A 23,750-nucleotide genomic window follows, 5' to 3' on the forward strand; every position below is an offset into this window, starting at 1 on the left:
TTCAACTGGTCACCCAAAAACAAGAAAGTGACCATAGAAGCCTGAGCTAGGAAACAGAAAAGCGAGGCTAGATTAACTTATTGGTTGCAAAACAACCTGCTTCGATTGTCTATTTTGTCTAGGAGTTGCTTCAACAGTCTAGGGATAGACTGTTGAAGGTTGGAAATAGAACGAGTGCAACTCGTGTCTAACGCTCTCGTATCTTATGTAACTGAGTTCAGCCTAAAACCTCGAAAAAAAGATAGGCAGCTGTTTCAGCTTTAGCTGATTACAGATGAGATTGCAACAGTTCGGGGAACTGTTGCAACTGGTCACCCCAAAACATGAAAGTGACCATAGAAGCCTGAGCTAAGAAATCGGAAAGCGAGGATAGATTAACTCATTGGTTGCAAGGCAACCCGCTTCGATTGTCTATTTTGTCTAGGAGTTGCTTCAACAGTCTAGGAATAGACTGTTGAAGGTTGGAAATAGAACGAGCATTGCTCGTGTCAAACGTCCTCACATCTTGTGTAATTGAGTTCAGCCTAAAACCTCGGAAAAAAGATAGGCTTTCTTGTGTTCATCGAACACTGCGGCAGCCTCCTATTTTTCAGTCGGTTTTTTAACGGCTTCACATCTTGTGTAATTGAGTTCAGCCTAAAACCTCGGAAAAAAGATAGACTTTCTTATGTTCATCGAACACGTCGTCAATCTCCTATTTTTCAGTCGGTTTTTTAACAGCTTCACATCTTGATGAGTGAAGCCCTCCAGCGGAGTTTGCTACTCGTCAAGTCTTGCCTGCTGTCCCTCGCTAATCTCTGTTAAAAATATCTTTCGTATAGACTTTTTCTTTGACCGCATCGAGTTCCTTTACATAGCGATTGGCTACGATTAGGTCCGACTGTTCACAGAAGACATCAAAGTCTGTTGTTACAGGAAGGTCGTTCCACCTATGCCCCTCTATCTGGGGTTCAAAAATCAGCATGCGTACATTTTGTTTCTTGAGTCTATCAATAATCCCTTGAATCGAGCTTTCCCTAAAATTATCGGAATGAGATTTCATCACCAGTCGGTAAATTCCTACTATAGCAGTCTTCTCTTGTCCAGCTAACTGCTCTAAGACACGCTCGGCTATAAAATCCTTCCTCGTCGTATTTGAATCGACGATTGCCTTCATCAGCTCTTGCGGAATAGACTCATAATTGGCTAAGAGCTGTTTGGTATCTTTAGGAAGACAGTAGCCCCCATAGCCAAAAGAGGGATTATTATAGTAGTTTCCAATTCTTGGGTCGAGCGCTACTCCATCAATGATGGATTTGGTATCCAGCCCATTCACCTCTGCATAGGTGTCTAGTTCATTAAAGAAGCTGATACGCATCGCTAGATAGGTATTTGAAAATAACTTGACGGCTTCGGCTTCTGCATCAGACATCATCAAAATAGGACTATCTTTTTTATAGGTGCATGTTCGCAACATATCAATCAGTATGGCCAGGCGCTCTTTTATGACGTCATCATTTTGGTCAAAACCAAAAATAATACGGCTAGGGTACAGATTATCATACAAGGCCTTTGTCTCGCGTAAAAACTCTGGACTAAAGACAAGGTGGGCTGTTGGATACTGTTCACGCATCCGTTTGGTAAATCCTACTGCTACCGTTGACTTTACCACAATCACAGCGTTCGGGCGATAGTGTAACACCTGTTCAATCGTCGCTTCTACAGAGCTTGTGTCAAAAGAGGCTAACTCTGTATCATAATTAGTAGGGGTTGCAATGATGACCAAATCTGCCCTTGAATAGGCAACTGACGCATCTACGGTCGCAACCAACTGTAAGTCCTTTTCTGCGAAAAATGCTCCTATCTCCCTATCTTCAATCGGTGATATTCGGTCATTGATCAGCGAAACACGTTTCGCATCAATATCAAGAGCATGGATAGGATAGTGCTGGCTTAGCATCGTAGCAAGGCTCAGACCAACATATCCCAGTCCAACAACTGTTATGGACAACGATTTACTTGCTGTCACATTGTCTCCTCCTCTTCTATTTTCATTTGATGTAGTCATTTATACTCTTTAAAAATCAAAAGGATACGTCGTCAAGAATCTAATGACTGTTGACCAAGCCTCTCGCTATTGACACGAGTTGCCCTCGTTTCATCTCCAACAAGTAAACGAAAAGACTGTACTCTAGCTAAGAGTTGCCCATCAGCACAGAAATGTCGTGCTGTGGCTACCTGCTCCTTCGACTCTGTTTGTTCCTACTAGACAGCTCGCATTATCCGCCAATAAAAATCTAACAGCAAACCAGAAAGCTATCCATAGGGTGACGTAACCATCGTGAAGTAGGTAAAGCGACGCTTGAGCTGGTTTGAAGAGTATTATTTTGCACCATCTCTCTTCCAGACTACCTTTAGCGTTTTTAGCAGTATCTTGAAATCCAGCCAGATTGTCCAATTATCGAGGTACTGTAGATCCAGCTTGACAACCTCATCAAAATCCGTTATATTACTGCGCCCACTAATTTGCCACAGACCTGTAAGCCCTGGCCTACAACTCAAGCGACGCTTCTGCTCCAGGGTGTACTGACGGTACTCGTCCTTGGTGGGTGGACGTGGTCCGACCAGGCTCATCTCCCCTTTCAAAACGTTATAAAATTGTGGCAGTTCATCCAGACTCGTTTTGCGGATAAAATGACCGATGGGAGTTATTCTTGGATCATCATCCATCTTGAACAGGGGACCTGTCATCACATTATAGTGAAGGAGGTCCTCTTTTTGTTTTTCTGCATCAACAGACATGGAGCGAAACTTGTATAAATCAAACACCCGTCCATTTCGTCCTATCCGCTCTTGCTTAAAAATAGCAGGTCCGCCATCTCTTTTGATTTTAGGAGCGAGAAATAGATAGGCTATTGCACAGATGAAGAGTCCTAGTAGGCTCCCGCCAATATCCAAGAGACGCTTGGCTAAAAGATGGCGATAGTGACGACCATTCGCAGAGAGGGAGAGGGTATTTAGCTTTCCAAATTTTCCTAGTTCTGTTTTGTCAGTATAACGATTGCATTCATTTAGCACAACATGAACATCTAGTCCCATCTTCTCAAACTGAAGAATGTAGTCGTAAATGGGATAGTCAATGGAAAGATTGACCAATACCTCATCTACAGTGGCACTTGCCAGATAGGAAAATAAGTTCTCTTTTGTGATAGATACGATTCCCTCATGATGGCTGATGCCATCCATCGTTGCAATCGCAACAATATCACCATACTGTTTGAAGGAGTGAGTAAGCGTTTGGACAGTATCACTCACCCGCTCGATAGTCGTCACGACAAGTAGTTTACGACTTCCTTTTCTGATTTTCAAATATAAAAAGTAACCATTTTTTAGACAGGTACTAAGGATATAAAAACAAGCTGCATTGGCCAGTTCAAAATAGAACATCCCTCTATAAGAAATCGTAAAGACATCCCTTAGCAAGATAGATGTAGCGGTAATCAATATCGTGTGCCATAAACTGTATTTTAAGATTTGAATCCCTTCATTGACACAATCCCTTTGAAGAAAACTCTCACTATAACAACTAATGTTCCACGCTATAATATGCAAAGAACATAGCACGATAATACTACTGTTTGTAATGAACACTGTTGGCATTTTACTGATGTAAGTAGCAATTTGAAAGGTAATTACCAGTTGAAGCATTACAAGTAGTAATAGATAACGGATTTTTTCTCTCTCAGCCATCTGTTTACCTTATCTGTATATTGGTGGCAAGGGCTACCAATATGAACTCCTTTCTCACTTCTATTTTATTTATGCTATCTCTACTTCATAACGGCATCTAGTCCGTTGCTTGATACAATCTTTTATACTCTTTAAACATCAAAAGGTTACTTGGTCAAGAACCTCAACTGGTCACCTAGAAACAAGAAAGTGACCATAGAAGCCCGAGCTAAGAAATCGGAAAGCGAGGATAGATTAACTCATTGGTTGCAAGACAACCTACTTCGATTTCCTATTTTTCAATCGGTTTTTTAACGGCTTCACATCTTGTGTAATTGAGTTCAGCCTAAAACCTCGGAAAAAAGATAGGTAGCTGTTTCGGCTTTAGCCGATTACAACTAGGAATCCCTTTAGGGATAAATATCATTGGTTGCAAGACAACCTGCTTAGATTGTCTATTTTTTCTAGGAGTTGTTTAACGCTCTCGTATCTTATATTTTTCCATATTTACCGTAGACACCATACATACCGTATTGAGCCGATTGGGGCTGGTATTTATTTAATACAACCCCTAAAAATGGCTTATGGGTCTGTTCCAGTTGTTCTTTAGCCTTGGCGAGTGTTTTTTGACGAACATTGCCAGCCGAAGTAACCAAGATACTGGCATCGCATTGTTGCGTCACAACGATGGCATCAACGACGACACCAACAGGTGCTGTGTCTACGATGATGTAATCATAATGCTGACGCAAGATACCCATCAACTGTGTAAAACGATCACTTTGTAATAAAGCTGCCGGATTGGGTGAGGTTGTTCCGGCTACAATGACCGATAACTGTTCCATATCCGTATCACACAAGCCCTGAGATAAATCGGCTGCTCCTACTAGATATTCGGTTAAGCCAGTAATTTTCCCCCTCGCTTTAAAGGTCCCTGTCATGACCGAATTCCGAATATCTGCATCTAATAGCAAGGTTCGGTAGCCAGCCTTGGCAAAAGAAAGAGCCAAATAGCTGGATGTCATAGACTTGCCCTCATTTGGCTCAACAGAAGTAATCACAATCGTTTTCATATCTGCTCCACTCAGTTGGATATTGATACGCAGGGCATTATAATATTCTTCTGCTTTTTTAAACCCCTCTAATTTCTTCCTACTTATCGTTAAAAATGGCATAACTTCTCCTATCCTTGGTGCTGTTACCTATAAACATCTACACATACATGTGCCAGCCAGTATCCCTTGCCCATTTCATACTCCCTCATAAAATCAACCGCAGACTAGAAAGTAGAACTCAGTTCCAGTCTATTTCTTGACTAAGGTCCTACTGCAGTGTATCAAGATGTGGTACAACTCCAAGTAGGGGGATATTCATGGCTTCTTCAATATCTTCTGGCTTTCTGACGCGGTCATCAATGATGTCTGTCATCAGAACAATAAGCACCATCAAAAGAGCAGAGGCTAGGAAAGCGAGGAGAGTATTTCGTTTCACCTTAGGAGAAGAGGGAGTCGTAGCTGCAACGCCTTCATCAACCGTTGTCACATCTGAGGCCTTGGTCACTTCTATCATTTTTTCTGAGGCTTTTTGGCGGAACAGGTTGACAATACGAGCTGCCGTTTCTGGGTTCGGATCAGACACTGTAATGGAGATGATCCGCGTTTCTGTAGGGATGGTCACCTTAATCTTCTTAGCCAGTCCTTCTGACGTCAGCTCTAGGTCGAGGTCATCAATAACCTCTTGTAACACACTTTGAGAGAGGATAATTTCCCTATAATCCTTTACGAGATAACTTCCTGCCTGCAAATCTTGATTGGTCAGAACTCCCAGCTCATTATTCTGACGATTCACCACGTAAATCCGACTGGTACTTTCATACTGGGGAGTTGCCAGTAACACTTGGTATCCAAATGCAAGAACGCCTACCAAAGAAGAGACCGCAAGAATAAAAAACCTTCTTCCTCCATACAGCTCGAAATAAGGCCAAGAGGTCTATCTCAAATTCAGTGTTTACTTGCTTGTTCATTTCTTCTCCTAAATTAGTTGATCGTTTAATAATAATTGCTGGTTTTCATACAGCAGTTGATGGGCATAAGACTGACCATACTGCTGGCAAAGCAGATGGTAGGCCTCCTTCATATAACTTCTGCGGTCACTCGTATTATGCACATCACTTGCCACGAAATGAACCAGCCTGTGCTTGAGAAAAAACTGGGCACGCTTTTTCATGAGCCGCTCCTTATCACCAAATCGTTTTACCTTGAGTACACTGGAACTATTGATCTGCATATAGCATCCCATGTCAATAAGGATTTGAACCTTCTTCCTCTTCCCCTCCAAGCAATGGTACCGCTCTATATGCGCTACCACCGGGGTCAGTCCTAGACGCAAGACAGCGCTCAGACCTGATTGGATTTCCTTATAGGAAGCCTCCATGCTAAACTCAACCAGTACGTAGCTAGTCCCTGCGAGGGTAGGAAAAAAGCCCTGCTCTAACTTATCCAGAATATCGCTTGTGTAATACAGTTCAGCGCCATAATGAATGGTTAAATCAGAAGCTATTTCTGAGGCTATTTTTTGGACAACTTGAAAGTTGTCCCTCACCTTGTCCTCTGGTGCTTCAAACATTCGTTTTCTACGATGCGACGTGGCAATCATCGTACGAACGCCCTGGATATAACTTTCCTCTAATAGATTTCTTGTTTCCGAACGACTGCTCGGTCCATCATCTACATCAAATATGATATGCGAATGAATGTCAATCATCGTATTCTCCCACAAAGACTCAAATCACTTTCTAGGCTACTTTCTTTCCAACATCGAAATAGCATAGGTCTCGAAAGGATTTCCCTGAGTCAGCCGACTTGTTATGATGATAGCGATTTTTATACATAAAACTTGCCAAATCCTCGTTTTCCTTCCTCTTTCCCAACATTAGTAGGGAGGATTAGACTAAATCAAGGACTGACACCTCTAAACATTTCTGAAAAACTTGTCCTAACACCAATAGATTTTCCTACAGCCAACAGACCTGATATCCGCACCTATATGTATTCACAAACGTGTGCAGATAAATCCATTGGAGACTGACTGGGAGACAAGTCGCTATTAAACGAAAAGACAGGCAGTCACTGGTTTAAATTATACCCCCCCCGGCATTTTGTCAAAAGAAAACTATTGCAAAAGGTCCTCATATCCTCCTACTTTACAAAAATCGTATTCACTAAATCGTTTACTTTTTTGAAAACTAGCCCTGTACCTCCCCCTCTCCTACGCTCGTACTCATCAACCATCAAGGGTGGAAGACAGGGCTTACAAAGTATAGTCTTCGCTGGAGGAGAGACAATAACTCCACAAAGAAAAAAATGCATCCAATCCTGTTGCTAAAGCATTGATTGGATGTGTTTTATACTGTAGATTATCTCAATATTCCTGTTGACATTTGAGGCTTGCCCAGCCCTACTCGGAAATACAAGGAAAGCCTATGCTTCCATTATTGAATCGGACAGATGATTGGGAGTCATGTTTACATGTAGGCGGGTACAACTTCTTACCCTGCTATTCAAGAAAAATATTGCCATACTGAGGGAGGGTCGTATCGATTGCCGTTTTGAGCGCCTGCCCAGCTTTTCCTTTGATAGCTGTATCAATCTGCCCATAAATGCTCTTTACTGCGACTTGCGTGTGAGAAGCGATGACCTTGCCATCTGTCTCACACTGCTGCTTAATCGCCTCATGTTTTTTTCGGATCAAGCCAGCTTGCACATAAGCCGAATCCTTTTGTAAGGAGCGGATGATTTCTCCAAGCGCTAGCCCCTCTTCTTTTAGATAATATAGTCTGTTTAGTTTGCTTTTAGTACTAGGCAACGAGCTGCAGGCTGTACTTAGAGTACGGCAAAGTGAGTTAACGAAGTAATAAAAGATAAACTGAACGACTATAATTAGTCATCATAGTAGCATCTCCTTAGGTCGTGTAATTCGGTTTCCAGCTGGTCGCGCTCGCGGAAAAATAGGCGCTTCGACTCTTCTAGCTCCTCTTCTAAGTCACACAAGAGGTTCTTATAAGTCCTCTCTGCTTCATCTTGTAGCTCGTAAATCCTCCTATAAAAACTCTCTGCCTCTTCTTGACCGGCATCATGGTGAATGAGAAATTGCCTCATCCGTTCCCCTTCTTGCTCTAAAATATTGGCTAAGTAGTGACGGCGGTCGTATAAATCTCGCATTTTTTCTTCTAGACATCTGTTAGTGCGCGCATAGTCTGCTTCTCTGTCAAGAAGCTCAGACTCTTTTTGACGAATGGCAACCGTCAAGTCCTCTATAGTCCCTTGTACCATGTCTTAAATTCTCCTGCTAGTTGATAGTCTAGAGCCAGACTCTCCTCAACATGGTGAGTGAGTCGGGTATTCAATGTATCAAAGGTAGTGGATAAATCCTCCATCTGCTGGACTTTTTCTTGCGTATAGGCCTGAAAGTCGCCAACGATACTCTCATATGTGACACCCTGAGAAGCAAAAATATCCTGTACCTCCCAGTAGGAAAGGTGGGAATAGGCGGAAAAATCTATACTCCCCCAAAGAGCTTCAACCTCGCTATCCATCTTAGCCTTTAGGCTTGCCATCTCCTCTAGCCCTGCCTTTGCTACCTTTGCCATAGAAGACCCCACAATGGCACTTTGACCTGCATCAAGGAAGATGGTCTCAGCCGAACTCAGACCGCCACCTGTCTGTTGCCACTTGGATTTTAAGGAGGTGAACTGCAACATCTGACGAGCACTCTGGGCAAAAACATAGGCAGGAGCGCTAATAATAGGCTTGCCAGTCTTGGCATCTAAGACGCGCCCTGTCTCTTCGTCAAATTCCCAATCTTCTACATTATGGCTCAGACCATCTGTCCAATAAATGGTTCCTAGACTCTCATCATAGCCAGCCATTTGGGGATGGTTGCCATCTGTCAGCCAGACAACTACATCTTTATTCTTTCGGTAATCAACAAATAAGCCCGGATGACTTTTAATATAGTCTTTTTCCTCCTTGCTCAAGGACCCATAATGAAACCAGGCATTAAAAGTGGTAGTGGGGATTCCAAATTTTGCACCAACCTTCATCATATAGGCAGATTGGGAGTAGCCCGATAATTGGGTGACTTCTTGCACTCTAGGGTCATCTATTACCGATTGGACAAATTTCTCTGCGGGGGTATACTGCTCGGACAGATAGTATCCATGATTCTTTTTAATATCCCCCTCTCCCAAAAGCGCTGTTTTTGTATCAATGGTCTTATTATCTGTTGCGGCTGCAATAACTGCCACACTGGCATAGTCAATTTCTCCATCTACAATAGGAGCCACTGCCATTCCATCAAATCCTGTCTCAGGGTCGGAGTAGGTTTTGATAACCTTGAATTGTTGGTTATCTGCCATCCTAATTGTGTTACTTTCATTAGATAATAATTTATCATTTGGTTTATCAACAATATATTGATAGATTCTACCTTCTTTTATTTTTCGATTGACAAAATCTTTATTGACACTGTATACGTTGTATCCTCTATTCAAAAAATTTAACTGCTCATCTGTGTACTGAAATGGCTTCATTCGATACTCTCCTTTCCATCAGAAAATAATACTTTTACCCTGTTCTCGGTACTCCCTTCATGTATAGATAGTATCTCTGATTCTTCCGTAGTCACAACTCCCGATTTGTTCCTATTTAGATACAAACTATGCCCCATTCTATACTCGACTGTCTGTCCATCTGAAAAAGACAATTTGACAACACAACTCCAATCTCCTGGCGGATCTGAATAATCTGGACTACTAAGTTTTATCTCCTCAATATCCCGATAGCTATTTTTTAGTGCCTTCACCAAGCTGACTTCATATTCTCGATTTCGTTTTTCCTCGGCAGATGCTTGCCTCTCGCCATTCAGACTAAATACCATTACCAAACCTCCTAAAATACTAATCATCAGAATAAAAATGGATACTCTCTTTTTCACACCATCCTCCTTTACTTAGATTAACCAATTTCCTACCTGGATTTTTTTACTTCTCTGTTGTTAGTATACACTATTTTCAGAGGAAAAGCTATAATATTCCGAGAAAAAGCTCACTTATTTTATGTCGCAGCTGCAATAACTGCCACACTGGCATAGTCAATTTCTCCATCTACAATAGGAGCTACCGCCATTCCATCAAATCCTGTCTCAGGGTCAGAGTAGGTTTTGATAACCTTAAATTGTTGACCATCTGGCGTTGTAATCTTATTTTGTTCATTGGGGCGTAATTCGTTAGTTGGCTTATCTACAATATACTGATACTTTTTACCTTCTTTTATTTTTCGATTGACAAAGTCTGAATTGACGCTATAAACATTCTCTCCTCTGTTTAATTGATTAAGCTGTTCATCTGTATAGTTGAAAACCATTATTCCAGTGCCTCCTCTCCATTTGAAAAAATAACTTTTATTTTATTTTTTGTTTCCCCATAGTGACTAGACAAAATCTCAGAATTTACATCATTAGTAATTGCAGATTTATTTACTTTCAAATATAGACTATGTCCCAAAAAATATTCTATGACTTGTCCATCCGAAAAAGTTAATTGAACAGTGCAATTCCAATCTCCTGGTGGATCTGAATAATCTGGACTACTAAGTTTTATCTCCTCAATATCTCGATAGCTATTTTTTAGTGCCTTCACCAAGCTAACTTCATATTCTCGATTTCGTTTTTCCTCGGCAGATTCTTGCCTCTCGCCATTCAGACTAAATACCATTACCAGACCTCCTAAAATACTGATGAACAGAATAAAAATGGATACTCGCTTTTTCACACCATCCTCCTTTACTTAGATTAACCACTTTCCTACCTATATTTGTTTGCTCCTCTGTTATTATTACACACTATTTTTAGAGGAAAAACTATAATATTTAGAGAAGAAGCTCATACTCTTTTTGACGAATGGCAACCGTCAAGTCCTCTATAGTCCCTTGTACCATGTCTTAAATTCTCCTGCTAGTTGATGGTCTAGAGCCAGACTCTCCTCAACATGGTGAGTGAGTCGGGTATTCAATGTATCAAAGGTAGTGGATAAGTCCTCCATCTGCTGGACTTTTTCTTGCGTATAGGCCTGAAAGTCGCCAACGATACTCTCATATGTGACACCCTGAGAAGCAAAAATATCCTGCACCTCCCAGTAGGAGAGGTGGGAATAGGCGGAAAAATCTATACCCTTCCAAAGAGCTTCAACCTCGCTATCTACCTTAGCCTTTAGGCTTGCCATCTCTTCTAACCCTGCCTTTGCCGCCTTTGCCATGGAAGACCCCACAATAGCACTTTGACCTGCATCAAGGAAGATGGTCTCAGCCGAACTCAGACCGCCACCTGTCTGTTGCCACTTGGATTTTAAGGAGGTAAACTGCAACATCTGACGAGCACTCTGGGCAAAAACATAGGCAGGAGCGCTAATAATAGGCTTGCCAGTCTTGGCATCTAAGACGCGCCCTGTCTCTTCGTCAAATTCCCAATCTTCTACATTATGGCTCAGACCATCTGTCCAATAAATGGTTCCTAGACTCTCATCATAGCCAGCCATTTGGGGATGGTTGCCATCTGTCAGCCAGACAACTACATCTTTATTCTTTCGGTAATCAACAAATAAGCCCGGATGACTTTTAATATAGTCTTTTTCCTCCTTGCTCAAGGACCCATAATGAAACCAGGCATTAAAAGTGGTAGTGGGGATTCCAAATTTTGCACCAACCTTCATCATATAGGCAGATTGGGAGTAGCCCGATAATTGGGTGACTTCTTGCACTCTAGGGTCATCTATTACCGATTGGACAAATTTCTCTGCGGGGGTATACTGCTCGGACAGATAGTATCCATGATTCTTTTTAATATCCCCCTCTCCCAAAAGCGCTGTTTTTGTATCAATGGTCTTATTATCTGTTGCGGCTGCAATAACTGCCACACTGGCATAGTCAATTTCTCCATCTACAATAGGAGCCACTGCCATTCCATCAAATCCTGTCTCAGGGTCGGAGTAGGTTTTGATAACCTTGAATTGTTGGGTATCTGGAGTCACTATTACATTGGTCTCATTTGGCAATAAATCTACCGTCTCTTTATTAACCACTAATTTAGGTGGCTTCGTATCTCCTTGACGTCGTTGAACATATTCAAAATTGACGCTATAAACATTTTTACCTCTATTTAAATTATTCAGTTGTTCATCCGTATAATTAAATGTCATTCAACCCTCTCCTCTCCATTAGAAAACCTAACTCTGATTTGTTGATGAGTCATACCATAGTATCTATCTAAAATAGCTACTACATCTGGATGCGCTATTGCTGAGCCATTCCTCTTATACCCTAAGCTATGCCCTATGTGATAGCCTACTGTCTTCTCATCTAAAAAATCTATTTCTACGTAACAACTCCAATCTCCTGGTGGGTTTGAATAAACTGGGCTACTAATGCGTATTTCTTCAATATCTCTGTAAGTATTCTTCAACGCCTTCACCAAGCTGACTTCATATTCTCGATTTCGTTTTTCCTCGGCGGACTCTTGCCTCTCGCCATTCAGACTAAATACCATTACTAGACCTCCTAAAATACTAATCATCAGAATCAAAATAGATACTCGCTTTTTCACGCCATCCTCCTTTACTTAGACTAAGCACTTGCCTACTTAGATTTCTTTGCTTCTCTGTTACTATTATACACTATTTTTAGAGGGAAATCTATCACAGTTCCTTTATTGAAGCAATCAAGCCCAGCCGTCTCAACGGCTGGGCTTGATTTTGCTAGATAATCCACTCCCCATAGACCATGGAAAGTGGTCGTTGAGAGCGGGAAATAGACTAATAGTCAATAAAAACCTCCACTGGAGTTTTTACGGGCTTTGTATCTTGTGGAATTGAACACGCCCTAAACTCTGTGCGAAAAAGATAAATACTCCTAGCTTCAAAGGTATGGTATACCTTTGAAGGCGAGAAATAGGAGTTTGCTTTGGCAAGTTCTCAACTACCTTTAAGGAATAAGCTGAAAACCTCCACTGGAGCTTTTCACTCGTCGTATTTCCTATTTTCGCTTTGAGTTCTTAACGGGCTTTGTATCTTGTGGAATTGAGTTCGGACTAAAAATGTGAGAAAAAAGATAGCAATAGTCAGGGAAGTGACTATTGCTACCCGAGCCTAAAAATTAGACAGCGAGGTTAGCGGTTGTTGGAGTCATCTGCCCCAATTCCCTATTTTTCTTTACATTTTCTTAACGTCCTCACATCTTATGGAATTGAGTTCAGCCTAAAACCTCGGAAAAAAGATAGGCAGCTGTTTCAGCTTTAGTTGATTACAGCTGAGAATCCCTTTGGGGATAGAAATAGTCAGGGAAGTGACTATTTCTACCTGAGCCTAAAAACGAAAGAGCGAAGTTAATTAGGTGTTCAAACGTTTTTCGTCAGATTTCCTATTTCCTAGCTCAGGCTTCTGTGGTCACTTTCTTGTTTCTAGGTGACCGTTGAAACAGTTCCCCGAACTGTTTCAATCCTATGTTCACTTTGAGTTTTTTAACGGCTTCACATCTTAATTGAACTCGGGCTAAAAGCTCGGAAAAAAGATAGGCAGCTGTTTCAGCTTTAGTTGATTACAGCTGAGAATCCCTTTGGGGATAGAAATAGTCAGGGAAGTGACTATTTCTACCTGAGCCTAAAAACGAAAGAGCGAAGTTAATTAGGTGTTCAAACGTTTTTCGTCAGATTTCCTATTTCCTAGCTCAGGCTTCTGTGGTCACTTTCTTGTTTCTAGGTGACCGTTGAAACAGTTCCCCGAACTGTTTCAATCCTATTTTCACTTTGAGTTTTTTAACGGCTTCACATCTTAATTGAACTCGGGCTAAAAGCTCGGAAAAAAGATAGGCTTTCTTGTGTTCTTCGAACACTGCGGCAGCCTCCTATTTTTCAGTCGCTTTTTATACGCCCTTTGTATCTTATTTCTCACAATAGGTAGCGAAGGAGAGGGAATAAGACAGAAAGGGTCACTAGGACAACTACGATTAAATAAAATATGGACTGTTTGCTCTTTTCTTCGTCCCCTTTTTGATAACGGGCCTCACTGATTCGCTCTTCAATATCACTTTCTAATAATTCATTTTTTTTCGGCATCTAAAACCTCCTTTTCTTTCTTATTCTCAATGAAAATCAAGGGGCTACTCTTCAAACTCGCTCAAGCCTTGCCCTACTTCACGATATGGTCTTGCAGACGAAAGTAAGCTCCTTTGGAGTTTCATCCTTTATTTTTGAACCTCCGTCTCAAGAAACCCTTTGGGGATAGAAATAGTCAGGGAAGTGACTATTTCTACCTGAGCCTAAAAACGAAAGAGCGAAGTTAATTAGGTGTTCAAACGTTTTTCGTCAGATTTCCTATTTCCTAGCTCAGACTTCTGTGGTCACTTTCTTATTTCTAGGTGACCGTTGAAACAGTTCCCCGAACTGTTTCAATCCTATTTTCACTTAGACCTTTTAACGTCCTCACATCTTAATTGAACACTGCGGCAACCTCCTATTTTCAGTCGCTTTTTATACGCCCTTTGTATCTTGGAATTGAACACGCCCTAAACTCTGTGCGAAAAAGACAAATCTTCCTAGAGTTTAATAACTCTTCGTCAGATTTTCTATTTTCGCTTTGAGTTTTTCACGGGCTTTGTATCTTGGAATTGAACTCGGGCTACAACTCACTGACAATAAAACTAATCCAGTGGAGTGAAACAGTTCGGGGAACTGTTTCAGCTGGTCACCCAAAAATCAGAAAGTGACCATAGAAGTCCGAGCCAAAAAATCGGAAAGCGAGGATAAATACTCCTAGCTTCAAAGGTATGGTATACCTTTGAAGGCGTGGAATAGGAGTTTGCCTTAGCAAACTCTCAGCTACCTTTAAGAAATGGGCTGAAAACCTCCACTGGAGCTTTTCACTCATCGTATTTCCTATTTTGTCTAGGAGTTGCTTCAACAGTCTAGGAATAGACTGTTGAAGGCTGGAAATAAAACGAGTGAAACTCGTGTCAAACAGTCTAGGAATAGACTGTTGAAGGTGGGAAATAAAACGAGTGAAACTCGTGTCTAACGCCCTCGTATCTTGATGAGTCCTTGATAGCCTTCCACTGATTCTTGACCGCTCTCCTTACGTTGCTGCTTGACGACCTCTCTTATATCCGATTGGGACCGAAGCCAGGCAGCTAATCTTTCTGGTTCTTCTGGGGAGAAGATGGCCTCTGATAGCACAAAGTTAGGGTTATGAAGAGTATTGTCAAAGGCTGCAATCAACAGATTATACTCAAAGGCCTGTCTCACTGCGGATAAAATTTCATTGCCGTGATTGATGTCAAAGTAGAGATCACATCTTTGTAAGAGTTGTTCTACCTGCTGCGGGGCTACATTGGGATAGAGGGTCACATGTGGTAAATCCCCGTAGGCTGTCAAGGTCGGAGACATTTCGGTCAACGCTGCGATGTGAAATTGAAAATCTTCTAGTTGGGACACCAGTGTCGCTAATCCCTCTAACTGATCAGAATTGGTCAGAATAAGAATCTCTTTCCCATTACCATTCTCCGAGCATTGCGGATAAATATATCCTAGATAACTAATAGTTTGTTGCTCTTCTGGCGAAAGCAGTTGGAGTAGTTTCTCATAGCTTTCTTTATCTTGTACCACAATCTTTTTGGTTCGTTTCGCAGCACCTGATAGAATCAACTGCATATTGCCAGGGACCTGGTCGCCAATTTTTTCTTGCCAAAACAAGACATCTTCTCCTTCTTCCTCCAAATAGTAGGAAACGACAAAAGGAGTGGAGAGGGAATTATACCAGATGGCGGAAGTGTCTAAACCTGCTTCCTTAAAGTAAAAGCGGAGAAAGCCTGACTTGCCATCAAAAGTATAGGTCTTTCCTTTCCAATAGAGGAAGATGAAGCCAGTCTGGAGATGCTCTACAATCACTTCTTGTCCAGATTGTCGGTAATACTTTTTATAGATGACCTGGCCTTCTTCATTCAGGTAACTCTTTGCATACAGCCATCCGAATTGATTATAGTGATCGGTGCGATAGACCTTTTGGTTGGTGGTGAGCCAGTCGACATCCTTCACTAGGCGTAGATGTTTTGGTTCGTGATAGTAGATCGTCGCCTTCTTTTCATTGAAGTTCCAGATTTCCCCCTGCACATTATTTCCTGTAATTTGCCAGAAATCTGGTACGACAACCTGGTTGAAATAACGAGGAGGGGTATCTCCTTCTTCCATTCCACAGAAGTAAGAATAAGGAGAGGTAATCCCTGCTGGTAGACAGCCGTCATCATGTACGACCACCCCTAGACCTGTAAAGCCTGCTGTCCTGAGAGAATAATATAAATCCCGTGTTGTTGGACTAAGCCAATCAAATAATGCTAGCATCACTCATCTCCTTTACAAACTGTTGCCACATCGCTTCCAAGCGCTGGTGCAAGAATCGATCCGCCACTTGGTAAGAGGTAGCCTGGGCCTGCTCTTGATCCATTTCACTGTAGTAGCGGCAAATCTTCTCTGCAAATGCCAGTGCCATTTTCTGACCATCATCTGGATCTTGACGTTGAATGAGGTAGCCATTTTTACCGTCCTCCACAAAGGTTTGGTTCCCATAAGGGACATCCAGTCCGATCAGGGGCAGACCAGAACCTACCGCCTCCATTAGGGTGAGGCCAAATCCCTCGCTCGTCGAAGCAGTCAGATATAGCTCATAGTTCTGATAGATGTCAGACAGATGTTGATGTCCTTTAAGCTGGATATAATCTGCTGCTTGATGGCTTTCGATCAGCTGCATGAGCTTGTGGCGCTCACCGCCCTCACCGTAAATATCAAAGGTTAGATTTGGCAAGGTTTTACGGGCTAAAATCACTGCCTGAACCAGCCAATCAATATGTTTTTCACTCGCCAGGCGTGAGCCTGTGATTAGGCCATAGGGCTTTCTCGCTGTTTCTGGTTGACGCAGGGTCTCAAGGCTTCCCACTGGAAGGACATAGATCTTTGGTCTATGGGCTGTATAGCGTTGAAACTGCTCCTCCAAGACTTCTTTTTGCTTCTGCGTCGATGTAATAAAGGCATCGATTTTATTAGCATTGGTGAATTGGTATTCATAGTAGTTGTTCCAAAGGATATTGTCCTCATTGGTTCCCTTAACGCTGAAATGTTCTGCATGAATGACCACAGCTAATTTTGCCGCCCCACGATATTGTATGATTGCTTGACCAATGCCTGTAGAGCGATCAAGAAGTATAATGTCTTGTGAGGTCAACTGCAATGTTTCTAACATGTAAGCAATCAGTTCTTCTTTCGACTGGCAGATACGGTCTTTAAAGCAGAATATGCTGGACTTGCCTTGCTGAATTTCCTCGTAGGCCACGCTACCATCTTCATTGAAAAAACTACGTTGGTAGAGTTGAGGGCTATCCCCTTTTGGCGTATAGTATTCGCTGAATATCTTGGTGTAGCTATAGTAGTCCTTGCGCAGTAATTTTCCTTTAGAAACGTACTCCACCCGTTGCACATACTGGCTCTCTTCACCACAGACCGCTGCATTGATATAGAGATCTTGACCTTCGACATGATAGCGAACTAATTGATTGCCTGTCTCGATCTGTTTAATTGGCCAGCTAAAACTTTCCTCTAGCTGTTGGCGGGTATAGGTCGTTGGCGCTACCTTGACATCGGTAAAATAGCTATAGAGCCAAATAATCTCCTCATCTTGAAAACCGATATTCCTAGTAAAATGCTGGAGGTTTTCAGTTTGGAACATATCTGTAAAAATAAACTTAGCTGGGATTCCCAACTCTCTAAAAACCTTAGCGCGGTAAGCCTGAGCATACTCTACACCACTACTTGCCCAGCCAATTCCCAAATTGATATTATAAATTGTCATAGTTTCTCTCTTATACAAAATAGATTGAATATCCGTCTTTGCTATTTCCCTCGATGCTGCTCAGCATGACATTCCTGACAATCAGATGTCTCACTTCCTTGCTCATTTGTTCGTAGGACAGGAGGGATTCCCGGTAATATTCTGTAATGGAATCACGCTGACCAATCTGGCGCATGACGACAAAGCTCTTTAATTGTTGTAAATTGTCAACCTGTTCGATCCAACAAGTGTCAATCGCACGTAAGACCGATAGGCGGAAAAATTCAGAAAGCTGGTCGTCTGTTTGCAAGACTTCTTGCTTCTTCTGCAATTCTTCCTGATATAAGCCCCATAAGTAGGACCTGACCGTATCTGGTTGCGGCCCTTCTTCACCTGAAAAGTGCCGTGGATGATAGCTATAATTTTCCAAGACATAGCGGTGCAGTGCTTCCAAGGTTAGGTCTGGATGTTGGGTTAGGTAATCTTCAATCGCATCTTCAAAGATACCTTCGATCTGAGTGCCTAGCAACTTATTTTCTGCAATCAATTCATCCCGCAGGGCATAAATTTTATTGCGCTGCACACGTAAGCTCTCATCAAAGCGTACGGTCGATTCACGCGCAGACATGGCATTGTCCTCACTCTTGCTCTGGGCAAAGCGGATGACCCGCTGGTACCTACGTCCCTGCAGAGGTTGACCATAGTTGGAACGATCGCTGTGATTCTGCTTGTCAAAATAAGCATTGATCCGCTTGCCACCATGCTGGATGATCAGTTCATCCTCCAAGGAGACAAAAAACTGACTGAGGCCAGGATCCCCTTGGCGACCGGCTCGACCTCTCAACTGCCAGTCAATCCGGCTATTGGGCATGCGCTCTGTTCCAACAACTGCCAGCCCTCCCAGTTCTGCCACTCCTTCGCCCAGCTTAATATCTGTTCCACGACCAGCTAGGGAAGTCGCTACCGTCACCGTTCCTTTACGACCTGCCTCTTTGATGATGAGGGCTTCCTTGGCCGTATTTTTTGCGGTCAAGACACTGTGGGGAATCCCCTCTTGTAGGAGCATCCGCGAGTAGATTTCTGCAATGTCTACTGTTCCTGACACCAGCAGGACAGGCTGCCCTTTCTGGTGCAATTCCTTCACGTAAGCCAGAGTGGCGTGAAGTTTTTCTGGCAGGGTGACATAGACCTTATCGGGATAATCTATTCGCTGGATCGGAGTGTTGGTCGGAATAACGACAACGGAAATGCGGTAGGTCGAGATGAACTCATCTTCTGCTAGTTTTCCAGTTCCAGTCATTCCAGCCAGTTTTGGAAACATATTAAATAGGCTTTGATAGGTGACAGAAGCCATCGAGCGGGAGTCTTTGGTCTTTTTCACTCCTTCTTTGGTCTCAATCGCTTGGTGGATTCCCGACTGTAGGCGGGTTCCTTCCAAAATGCGGCCAGTACGGTTGTCCAGTAGCTTCACTTCATCGTCCATCACGACATAGTCCACGTCTTTTTGATAGAGGTGCTGGGCTCGAAGCGCCAGATTGATATGCCGATTCAGCTCAAAGGACCGCTCTTCGTAGAGGTCTGCAATGTCAAAGAACTCTTCTGCGTAGCGATTTCCCTTTTCCGTGAGATACACCACTTTTTCTTCCCGATTGACATAGTACTCTTCATCTTCTTGAAGGGTTAGGACAAATTGCTTGGAAACATCGTATAAATTCGATGGTACACGTGGTGAACCGGAAATAATCAGGGGAGTCTGTGCGTTATCGAGCAGTACTGCGTCTGCCTCGTCGACAATGGCATAATGAAAGGGTCTTAAAAATTTATCTTTTTTATCCGCTGCTAGATTCTCAGCCAAATAGTCAAAACCAAGGGTGGTACTTGTCGTATAGGTAATGTCAGCAGCATAGACGGCACGCTTGGCTTCGACATCGACCTCTTCGTCCTGGTCAAAGACGCCTGAGCCAACCGTCAGCCCCATAAACCGATAGACCTGACCCATTTCCTCCACGTCGCGACGAGCTAGGTATTCATTTGTCGTCACTAGGATGGCTCCTTTTCCCAGCAGGGCATTGAGATAGAGGGGCAGGGTCGCGGTCAGCGTCTTTCCTTCCCCTGTTTTCATCTCGGCAATATAGCCTTGATGGAGGGCCAGTCCCCCCAATACTTGCACATCAAAGGGGAACATGCCTAACACTCGCTTATCGGCTTCCCGCATGGCTGCAAAAGCCTCTACAGTCAAGCTATCTAGGCTTTCTCCATTCTGTAGTCGCTGGCGAAACTCCTGGGTCTTTGCAGCCAAGTCCTCGTCTGATAACTGACTCATGCTCGGGGCAAGGGCATTGATTTTATGTAGAATGCGTCTTAATTCTCGCAATTTCATCCGATTAAGGAATGAATTTTTTTCTCTAATTGACACGTTTATTTCCTCATTATAGCAGTTGAATCAAGGGGGTTACAAATTGAAGTTCCTCGGGCAGTTGCTTTTCCGTATACTTCTTCTGTAAAGGAGCTAGCTCCTTTCTCTCCACAGCCTGCTTTTCTTCATATAAGCGCATTTCCTTAAAACGAAGTTGCCGACAGCCAGCACTTAAAATCGAAATCGTATAGGAAAAGGTATCAGGCGGACAGGTAAAGCTCTCCATGTCCTGTCTCAGGACTTCAAATGCAATCTTTTCATTCTGCCGATTGAAAAAATCAATCTGGACAAACACCCGATTTGCTGGCTCCGTCGTCATCTCGCGTTCCAGAAAGTAGACGTGATTAGGGACTAAGAGAGGAAGATCGGGACTACGCCTGTTTCCTTGATAATTCGTCTTAGATAGGAACTGAACAATGGGTTTTCCCGAAGCTAGGCGAGGATTTTTAAAGAGGACAGCATCACTCGAAAAATCGAGCGAAGATCCGTACAAATAGGCCGCACCACTGTATACTTCTTGCCACCGAATGACAGCTAGTAAGCTCTTTGTCATGAATACTTCCTTCCATATCCTTTTTCTAGTAGATTAACATATTGTCTCATAAACCACTTATTGATAGCACTACTGTTGTCATTATGCCGACCTGCATACCCTTTCGTGTAGATATGAGCATGTTTTTCCGACAGGTGTTCAATCAAGCGGCGCGTCGCCTCTCCATCATAATCATCGTGTTCCATATAGGCAATAGCAAAGTTAGTGTGGGGAAAATCCGACTGAGAGAACTTGTCCCAAAACTTCTGATTGAGCTGGTCCATATGTTCCTTTTGAACACCACCTGTAATATTTAACAAGATGTCAGCACTGGTTTCAAATTCATCCGGTCTCTTCAAGCGCATCCCTCCTGCTGTATCACCAACATTTGTAAATGGTTTTCCAACAACCACCCCATAGGGATTGAAGTGAAAGGCATAGTAGAGGGCGCCAAAAGTCCCCATCGATAGGCCAGAGAGAATCAAATCGGAGGAAGAAAAGCCTAGATAGTCTAGCGATTCCTGAATCACCGTTTGGATCCCCTGCTCCAACTTCTCTGTCCCGCTGTAGAAACCGCCCCCTTCTAAACGCGGATCTCCTATCAGCATAAAGGGAGCCTTGAGGGATTTCATAATCCCAAAGCCTTCAAAGCCCTCGGCTGACCGAAAACCAGAAAAATACACATTCATAGGAGGCTTCATATCACCAGGGTTGAAATAATAGATAAATTCCTGCCGCTTTTCGTCATGGTAGCGCTCGCCTCCTAGGACAAAGCGACCCAAGCCCATCCTAGAATAGCGCCAGTGGAGGGGACCAAAACTGAGCTTTCCCTCCCCCTTAGCATAGACTGTAACAGCATAGAAGCCCGCCTCCTCAGAGGGTTCTAAAATATAGGGTTCCTCTAAGTCTTTTTCGCTCAGAACAAGAGGCTCCATCACATCATAGATGCTTCCCCGCCGTATGGGCGTTAGCTCTAAGCGGATCTGACTCTCCCCAGCTACCTTGATATACTCCAGCCACAGTTCCAAGGCAACTGGAAAGGTACTGAGATTGTAGCGAAAGGTGAACAGGGGTTCAAAATCCTCTCCAAAATGCCCTTCAAAGCTAGTAGAAACGTGTCCTTCGTGGGTCCTCTTTCCGGTAAAATTGGGGTTGACATCTATTTCAGGTAGTTTTAGCTTGGCACCATATTGACTACCAAATAAAGTGAGGTGTAGATAGCGGACAATCTCCTCCTGACTGCCTGCTACTGGTAATTCACGTAGTACCTTTCTTCTGAAGATACCCTGCGGATGCTCCCCCTTTAAGCTCAGACCTTCAAGATGATACAGGGCATAGGCTTCAATCGTATTCATCAAAGGATCCAAATCGGATTCCTTGACCTCATCGGTGATAAAAATAGCATCGAAGTGAATACGAACCTTTGGCAGCTCCTCACCTTCTTCTACTTCTGGTAAAGCTGCTAAGGCGAGGTTTGTTTGTTCTTCTAAAAAGAGGGGAATCTCTTGTGGCTGACTAAAGAACCATTCTAAGTCCTCTGGAAACTGCTCCAGTTCTTCAGCCCAATCAGCTCGTCCAATTTGTAGAATCTTCATATACGATTAGTCCTTTTCTAGTAACTCTTTCCACTGTGTCAGGATACGCCCACTGGTGTAGTCAGCCATTTTTTGGATGGCATAGACCAAAGAGGCATTCCAGTTGGCCAAACCGTCAAAATAGTAGTGAATAGCCTCTGGTAAATCGCCTGCCTCCTCCAAGACCCAGCCATTTTTTTGGTGGCTGACATAATCGGTTTCGACACGGTGAATTTGTGGGATTCCTGCACTGATACTTGCAATTTGAGTATAGAGGTCGGGTTCTTCTCCCAAATCCAGCACCAAACGGGCCGTATCCAAGGCCTCGATAATTTGATTTTCATTGCTAAAGCAGGCAAAGTCAATCCGACTCAGCTCAAATGCCTGATCTTCCTCTAGCTGATTTTCCCCTGCATCCTCTGCTAGGGTAAAGAAGTTCTCTGGGTCAAAGCCTTCTTTAATCTGACGGCACACCCATTCTTCTAATTGGGAGAGGGGGAATTGACGGTTAAAGGTGACCAGTTGCAATTCAATCAAGCGGTTCTGATCCATCATCTCTAAAAGAGATAGGAGGCTAGCCTCTAATAGCTCTTGGTCAATAGTATCGATATGGAAATAGATGGTCAGTTCCTTGACCATCTGACTGTGACCCAAGCGCAAGCGCGTGTCAAATGGTGAGATACGCGTTACAGTCCTCTTTTCCGCCTGTAGGGCTTGCAGGGACTCCTGTAGACGTCTCTCCTCTTTTTCAGTATCGACCACCAGTAAATCGGCCGTCTGGGTAATCGATGACAGGCTCTGCAGATTGGTGACGTCATAGCGGTCAGCAAAAAAGGAAAAGACTTTCTTTTGTTGGCTGAAACTTTCCAATACCAAGTCATTGTGCTGGAGGTGGCTCGCTATGATGACGACATCCTCCGGTGTCATATGGGACTGTTTGAACACAGCTAAACGTTCCCGTAACAAGTCTTCCCAGCTCTGGTAGAGATGCTGTTGAAATTGGTGATCTGAGAGCGGGTTAACCTCAATCGCGACATGCCCTTCTGATAGATGTTCCCGCACTTGCCAGACACCATTTTGATTGAGGTAGTCCTGATGGCTCCTAGTCCCATCTTCTCGATGGTAGAGGATACTGGATAAAAAGCCACGGTCATCAAAGAGATAGTGTTTATCCGGTCGGCCGTCCTTCTGAAATTCAATCGATAAGAGGTTGCCATTTTCTGCAAATTGAATGTAGGCTAAGATCTCTTCTGCTCTTTTAGCAACGACGGCAAAGGGGGTGTATAAAAAGCGCGTTCCTTTTGGCCACTGCAAGGACTTAAAAGCGATGGGCTTGACTGAGCGAACAGAGATATTTTGAATATCATCGAAAAATGACCAATAATCTGCTCCCAGTAAATCTTGCTTGTGTAAGAAGTAGCGGAACTGTGGCTGATAATTCAAGATCAGCAAGCAGGAGGATTCCTGGGCTGTTTGAAACATTTTGAGCTGGTTCACCGTATCATCAAAGGTCATGCGTTCAAATACGCGAAACCAGAGAGGGGTATCGTCGTACCAGGGACGCTGTTGATGATACCAAGCCGGGATAAAATAAAACATAAG

19 protein-coding genes and 1 pseudogene are annotated in these 23,750 nt (G+C 43.1%); all 20 read right to left on the reverse strand.

Features of this window, described 5'->3' with window-relative positions; genetic code table 11:
- Positions 1-790: 790 nt before the first annotated feature.
- The 20 genes and pseudogenes from BVE84_RS03685 to asp1 all read right to left on the reverse strand — a co-directional run bounded on the left by BVE84_RS03685 (position 791) and on the right by asp1 (position 23,747).
- Positions 791-2,047, reverse strand: a complete 1,257-nt coding sequence (locus BVE84_RS03685) for a nucleotide sugar dehydrogenase (RefSeq protein WP_279625864.1) — start codon at positions 2,045-2,047, stop codon at positions 791-793.
- A gap of 314 nt (positions 2,048-2,361) precedes the next feature.
- A complete protein-coding gene (locus tag BVE84_RS03690; protein ID WP_076995742.1) occupies positions 2,362-3,729 on the reverse strand; it encodes a sugar transferase in 1,368 nt (455 codons plus the stop codon).
- Positions 3,730-4,199: 470 nt separating this feature from the next.
- Positions 4,200-4,883 (reverse strand): polysaccharide biosynthesis tyrosine autokinase, encoded by a 684-nt coding sequence (locus tag BVE84_RS03695; RefSeq protein ID WP_076995743.1) that lies wholly within the window; start codon positions 4,881-4,883, stop codon positions 4,200-4,202.
- 148 nt (positions 4,884-5,031) lie between these two features.
- Positions 5,032-5,731: pseudogene (locus tag BVE84_RS03700) on the reverse strand (Wzz/FepE/Etk N-terminal domain-containing protein).
- A gap of 8 nt (positions 5,732-5,739) precedes the next feature.
- Entirely contained in the window at positions 5,740-6,471 is a 732-nt protein-coding gene (locus BVE84_RS03705) for a CpsB/CapC family capsule biosynthesis tyrosine phosphatase (RefSeq protein ID WP_076995744.1), read from the reverse strand.
- A gap of 792 nt (positions 6,472-7,263) precedes the next feature.
- Entirely contained in the window at positions 7,264-7,572 is a 309-nt protein-coding gene (locus tag BVE84_RS03710) for a hypothetical protein (protein ID WP_135017423.1), read from the reverse strand.
- A gap of 74 nt (positions 7,573-7,646) precedes the next feature.
- A complete protein-coding gene (locus BVE84_RS03715) occupies positions 7,647-8,039 on the reverse strand; it encodes a hypothetical protein (protein WP_076995746.1) in 393 nt (130 codons plus the stop codon).
- Positions 8,021-9,298, reverse strand: a complete 1,278-nt coding sequence (locus BVE84_RS03720; RefSeq protein WP_076995747.1) for a hypothetical protein — start codon at positions 9,296-9,298, stop codon at positions 8,021-8,023. The genes BVE84_RS03715 and BVE84_RS03720 overlap by 19 nt, the downstream gene beginning before the upstream one ends.
- The gene (locus BVE84_RS03725) at positions 9,295-9,702 is read right to left on the reverse strand and encodes a hypothetical protein (protein WP_076995748.1); all 408 of its coding nucleotides are present in this window, start codon (positions 9,700-9,702) and stop codon (positions 9,295-9,297) included. The genes BVE84_RS03720 and BVE84_RS03725 overlap by 4 nt, the downstream gene beginning before the upstream one ends.
- A 119-nt stretch (positions 9,703-9,821) precedes the next feature.
- Positions 9,822-10,130 (reverse strand): hypothetical protein, encoded by a 309-nt coding sequence (locus BVE84_RS03730; RefSeq protein WP_076995749.1) that lies wholly within the window; start codon positions 10,128-10,130, stop codon positions 9,822-9,824.
- A complete protein-coding gene (locus BVE84_RS03735) occupies positions 10,130-10,537 on the reverse strand; it encodes a hypothetical protein (RefSeq protein WP_076995750.1) in 408 nt (135 codons plus the stop codon). The genes BVE84_RS03730 and BVE84_RS03735 overlap by 1 nt, the downstream gene beginning before the upstream one ends.
- 147 nt (positions 10,538-10,684) lie before the next feature.
- A complete protein-coding gene (locus BVE84_RS03740; protein WP_076995751.1) occupies positions 10,685-11,959 on the reverse strand; it encodes a hypothetical protein in 1,275 nt (424 codons plus the stop codon).
- Positions 11,956-12,363, reverse strand: coding sequence for a hypothetical protein (locus BVE84_RS03745; protein WP_076995752.1), 408 nt, complete (start codon positions 12,361-12,363; stop codon positions 11,956-11,958). The genes BVE84_RS03740 and BVE84_RS03745 overlap by 4 nt, the downstream gene beginning before the upstream one ends.
- A 1,338-nt stretch (positions 12,364-13,701) precedes the next feature.
- A complete protein-coding gene (locus tag BVE84_RS10940; RefSeq protein WP_167366955.1) occupies positions 13,702-13,869 on the reverse strand; it encodes a hypothetical protein in 168 nt (55 codons plus the stop codon).
- A gap of 954 nt (positions 13,870-14,823) precedes the next feature.
- Positions 14,824-16,146: an accessory Sec system glycosylation chaperone GtfB gene (gene gtfB, locus BVE84_RS03755; RefSeq protein ID WP_076995754.1), complete on the reverse strand. Its 1,323-nt coding sequence runs from the start codon at positions 16,144-16,146 to the stop codon at positions 14,824-14,826.
- Positions 16,130-17,647, reverse strand: a complete 1,518-nt coding sequence (gene gtfA, locus BVE84_RS03760) for an accessory Sec system glycosyltransferase GtfA (protein ID WP_076995755.1) — start codon at positions 17,645-17,647, stop codon at positions 16,130-16,132. Before gtfA ends, gtfB begins: the two co-directional genes overlap by 17 nt.
- A 10-nt stretch (positions 17,648-17,657) precedes the next feature.
- Positions 17,658-20,036, reverse strand: coding sequence for an accessory Sec system translocase SecA2 (gene secA2 / locus BVE84_RS03765; protein ID WP_076995802.1), 2,379 nt, complete (start codon positions 20,034-20,036; stop codon positions 17,658-17,660).
- A 19-nt stretch (positions 20,037-20,055) separates the two neighbouring features.
- A complete protein-coding gene (asp3, locus tag BVE84_RS03770; RefSeq protein WP_076995756.1) occupies positions 20,056-20,595 on the reverse strand; it encodes an accessory Sec system protein Asp3 in 540 nt (179 codons plus the stop codon).
- The gene (asp2, locus tag BVE84_RS10675) at positions 20,592-22,169 is read right to left on the reverse strand and encodes an accessory Sec system protein Asp2 (RefSeq protein WP_076995757.1); all 1,578 of its coding nucleotides are present in this window, start codon (positions 22,167-22,169) and stop codon (positions 20,592-20,594) included. The genes asp3 and asp2 overlap by 4 nt, the downstream gene beginning before the upstream one ends.
- A 6-nt stretch (positions 22,170-22,175) precedes the next feature.
- Positions 22,176-23,747, reverse strand: a complete 1,572-nt coding sequence (asp1, locus tag BVE84_RS10680) for an accessory Sec system protein Asp1 (RefSeq protein ID WP_076995758.1) — start codon at positions 23,745-23,747, stop codon at positions 22,176-22,178.
- Between the last annotated feature and the right edge of the window lie 3 nt (positions 23,748-23,750).

The sequence above is a fragment of the Streptococcus azizii genome (genome assembly GCF_001984715.1).
Taxonomy (GTDB): Bacteria; Bacillota; Bacilli; order Lactobacillales; family Streptococcaceae; genus Streptococcus; species Streptococcus azizii.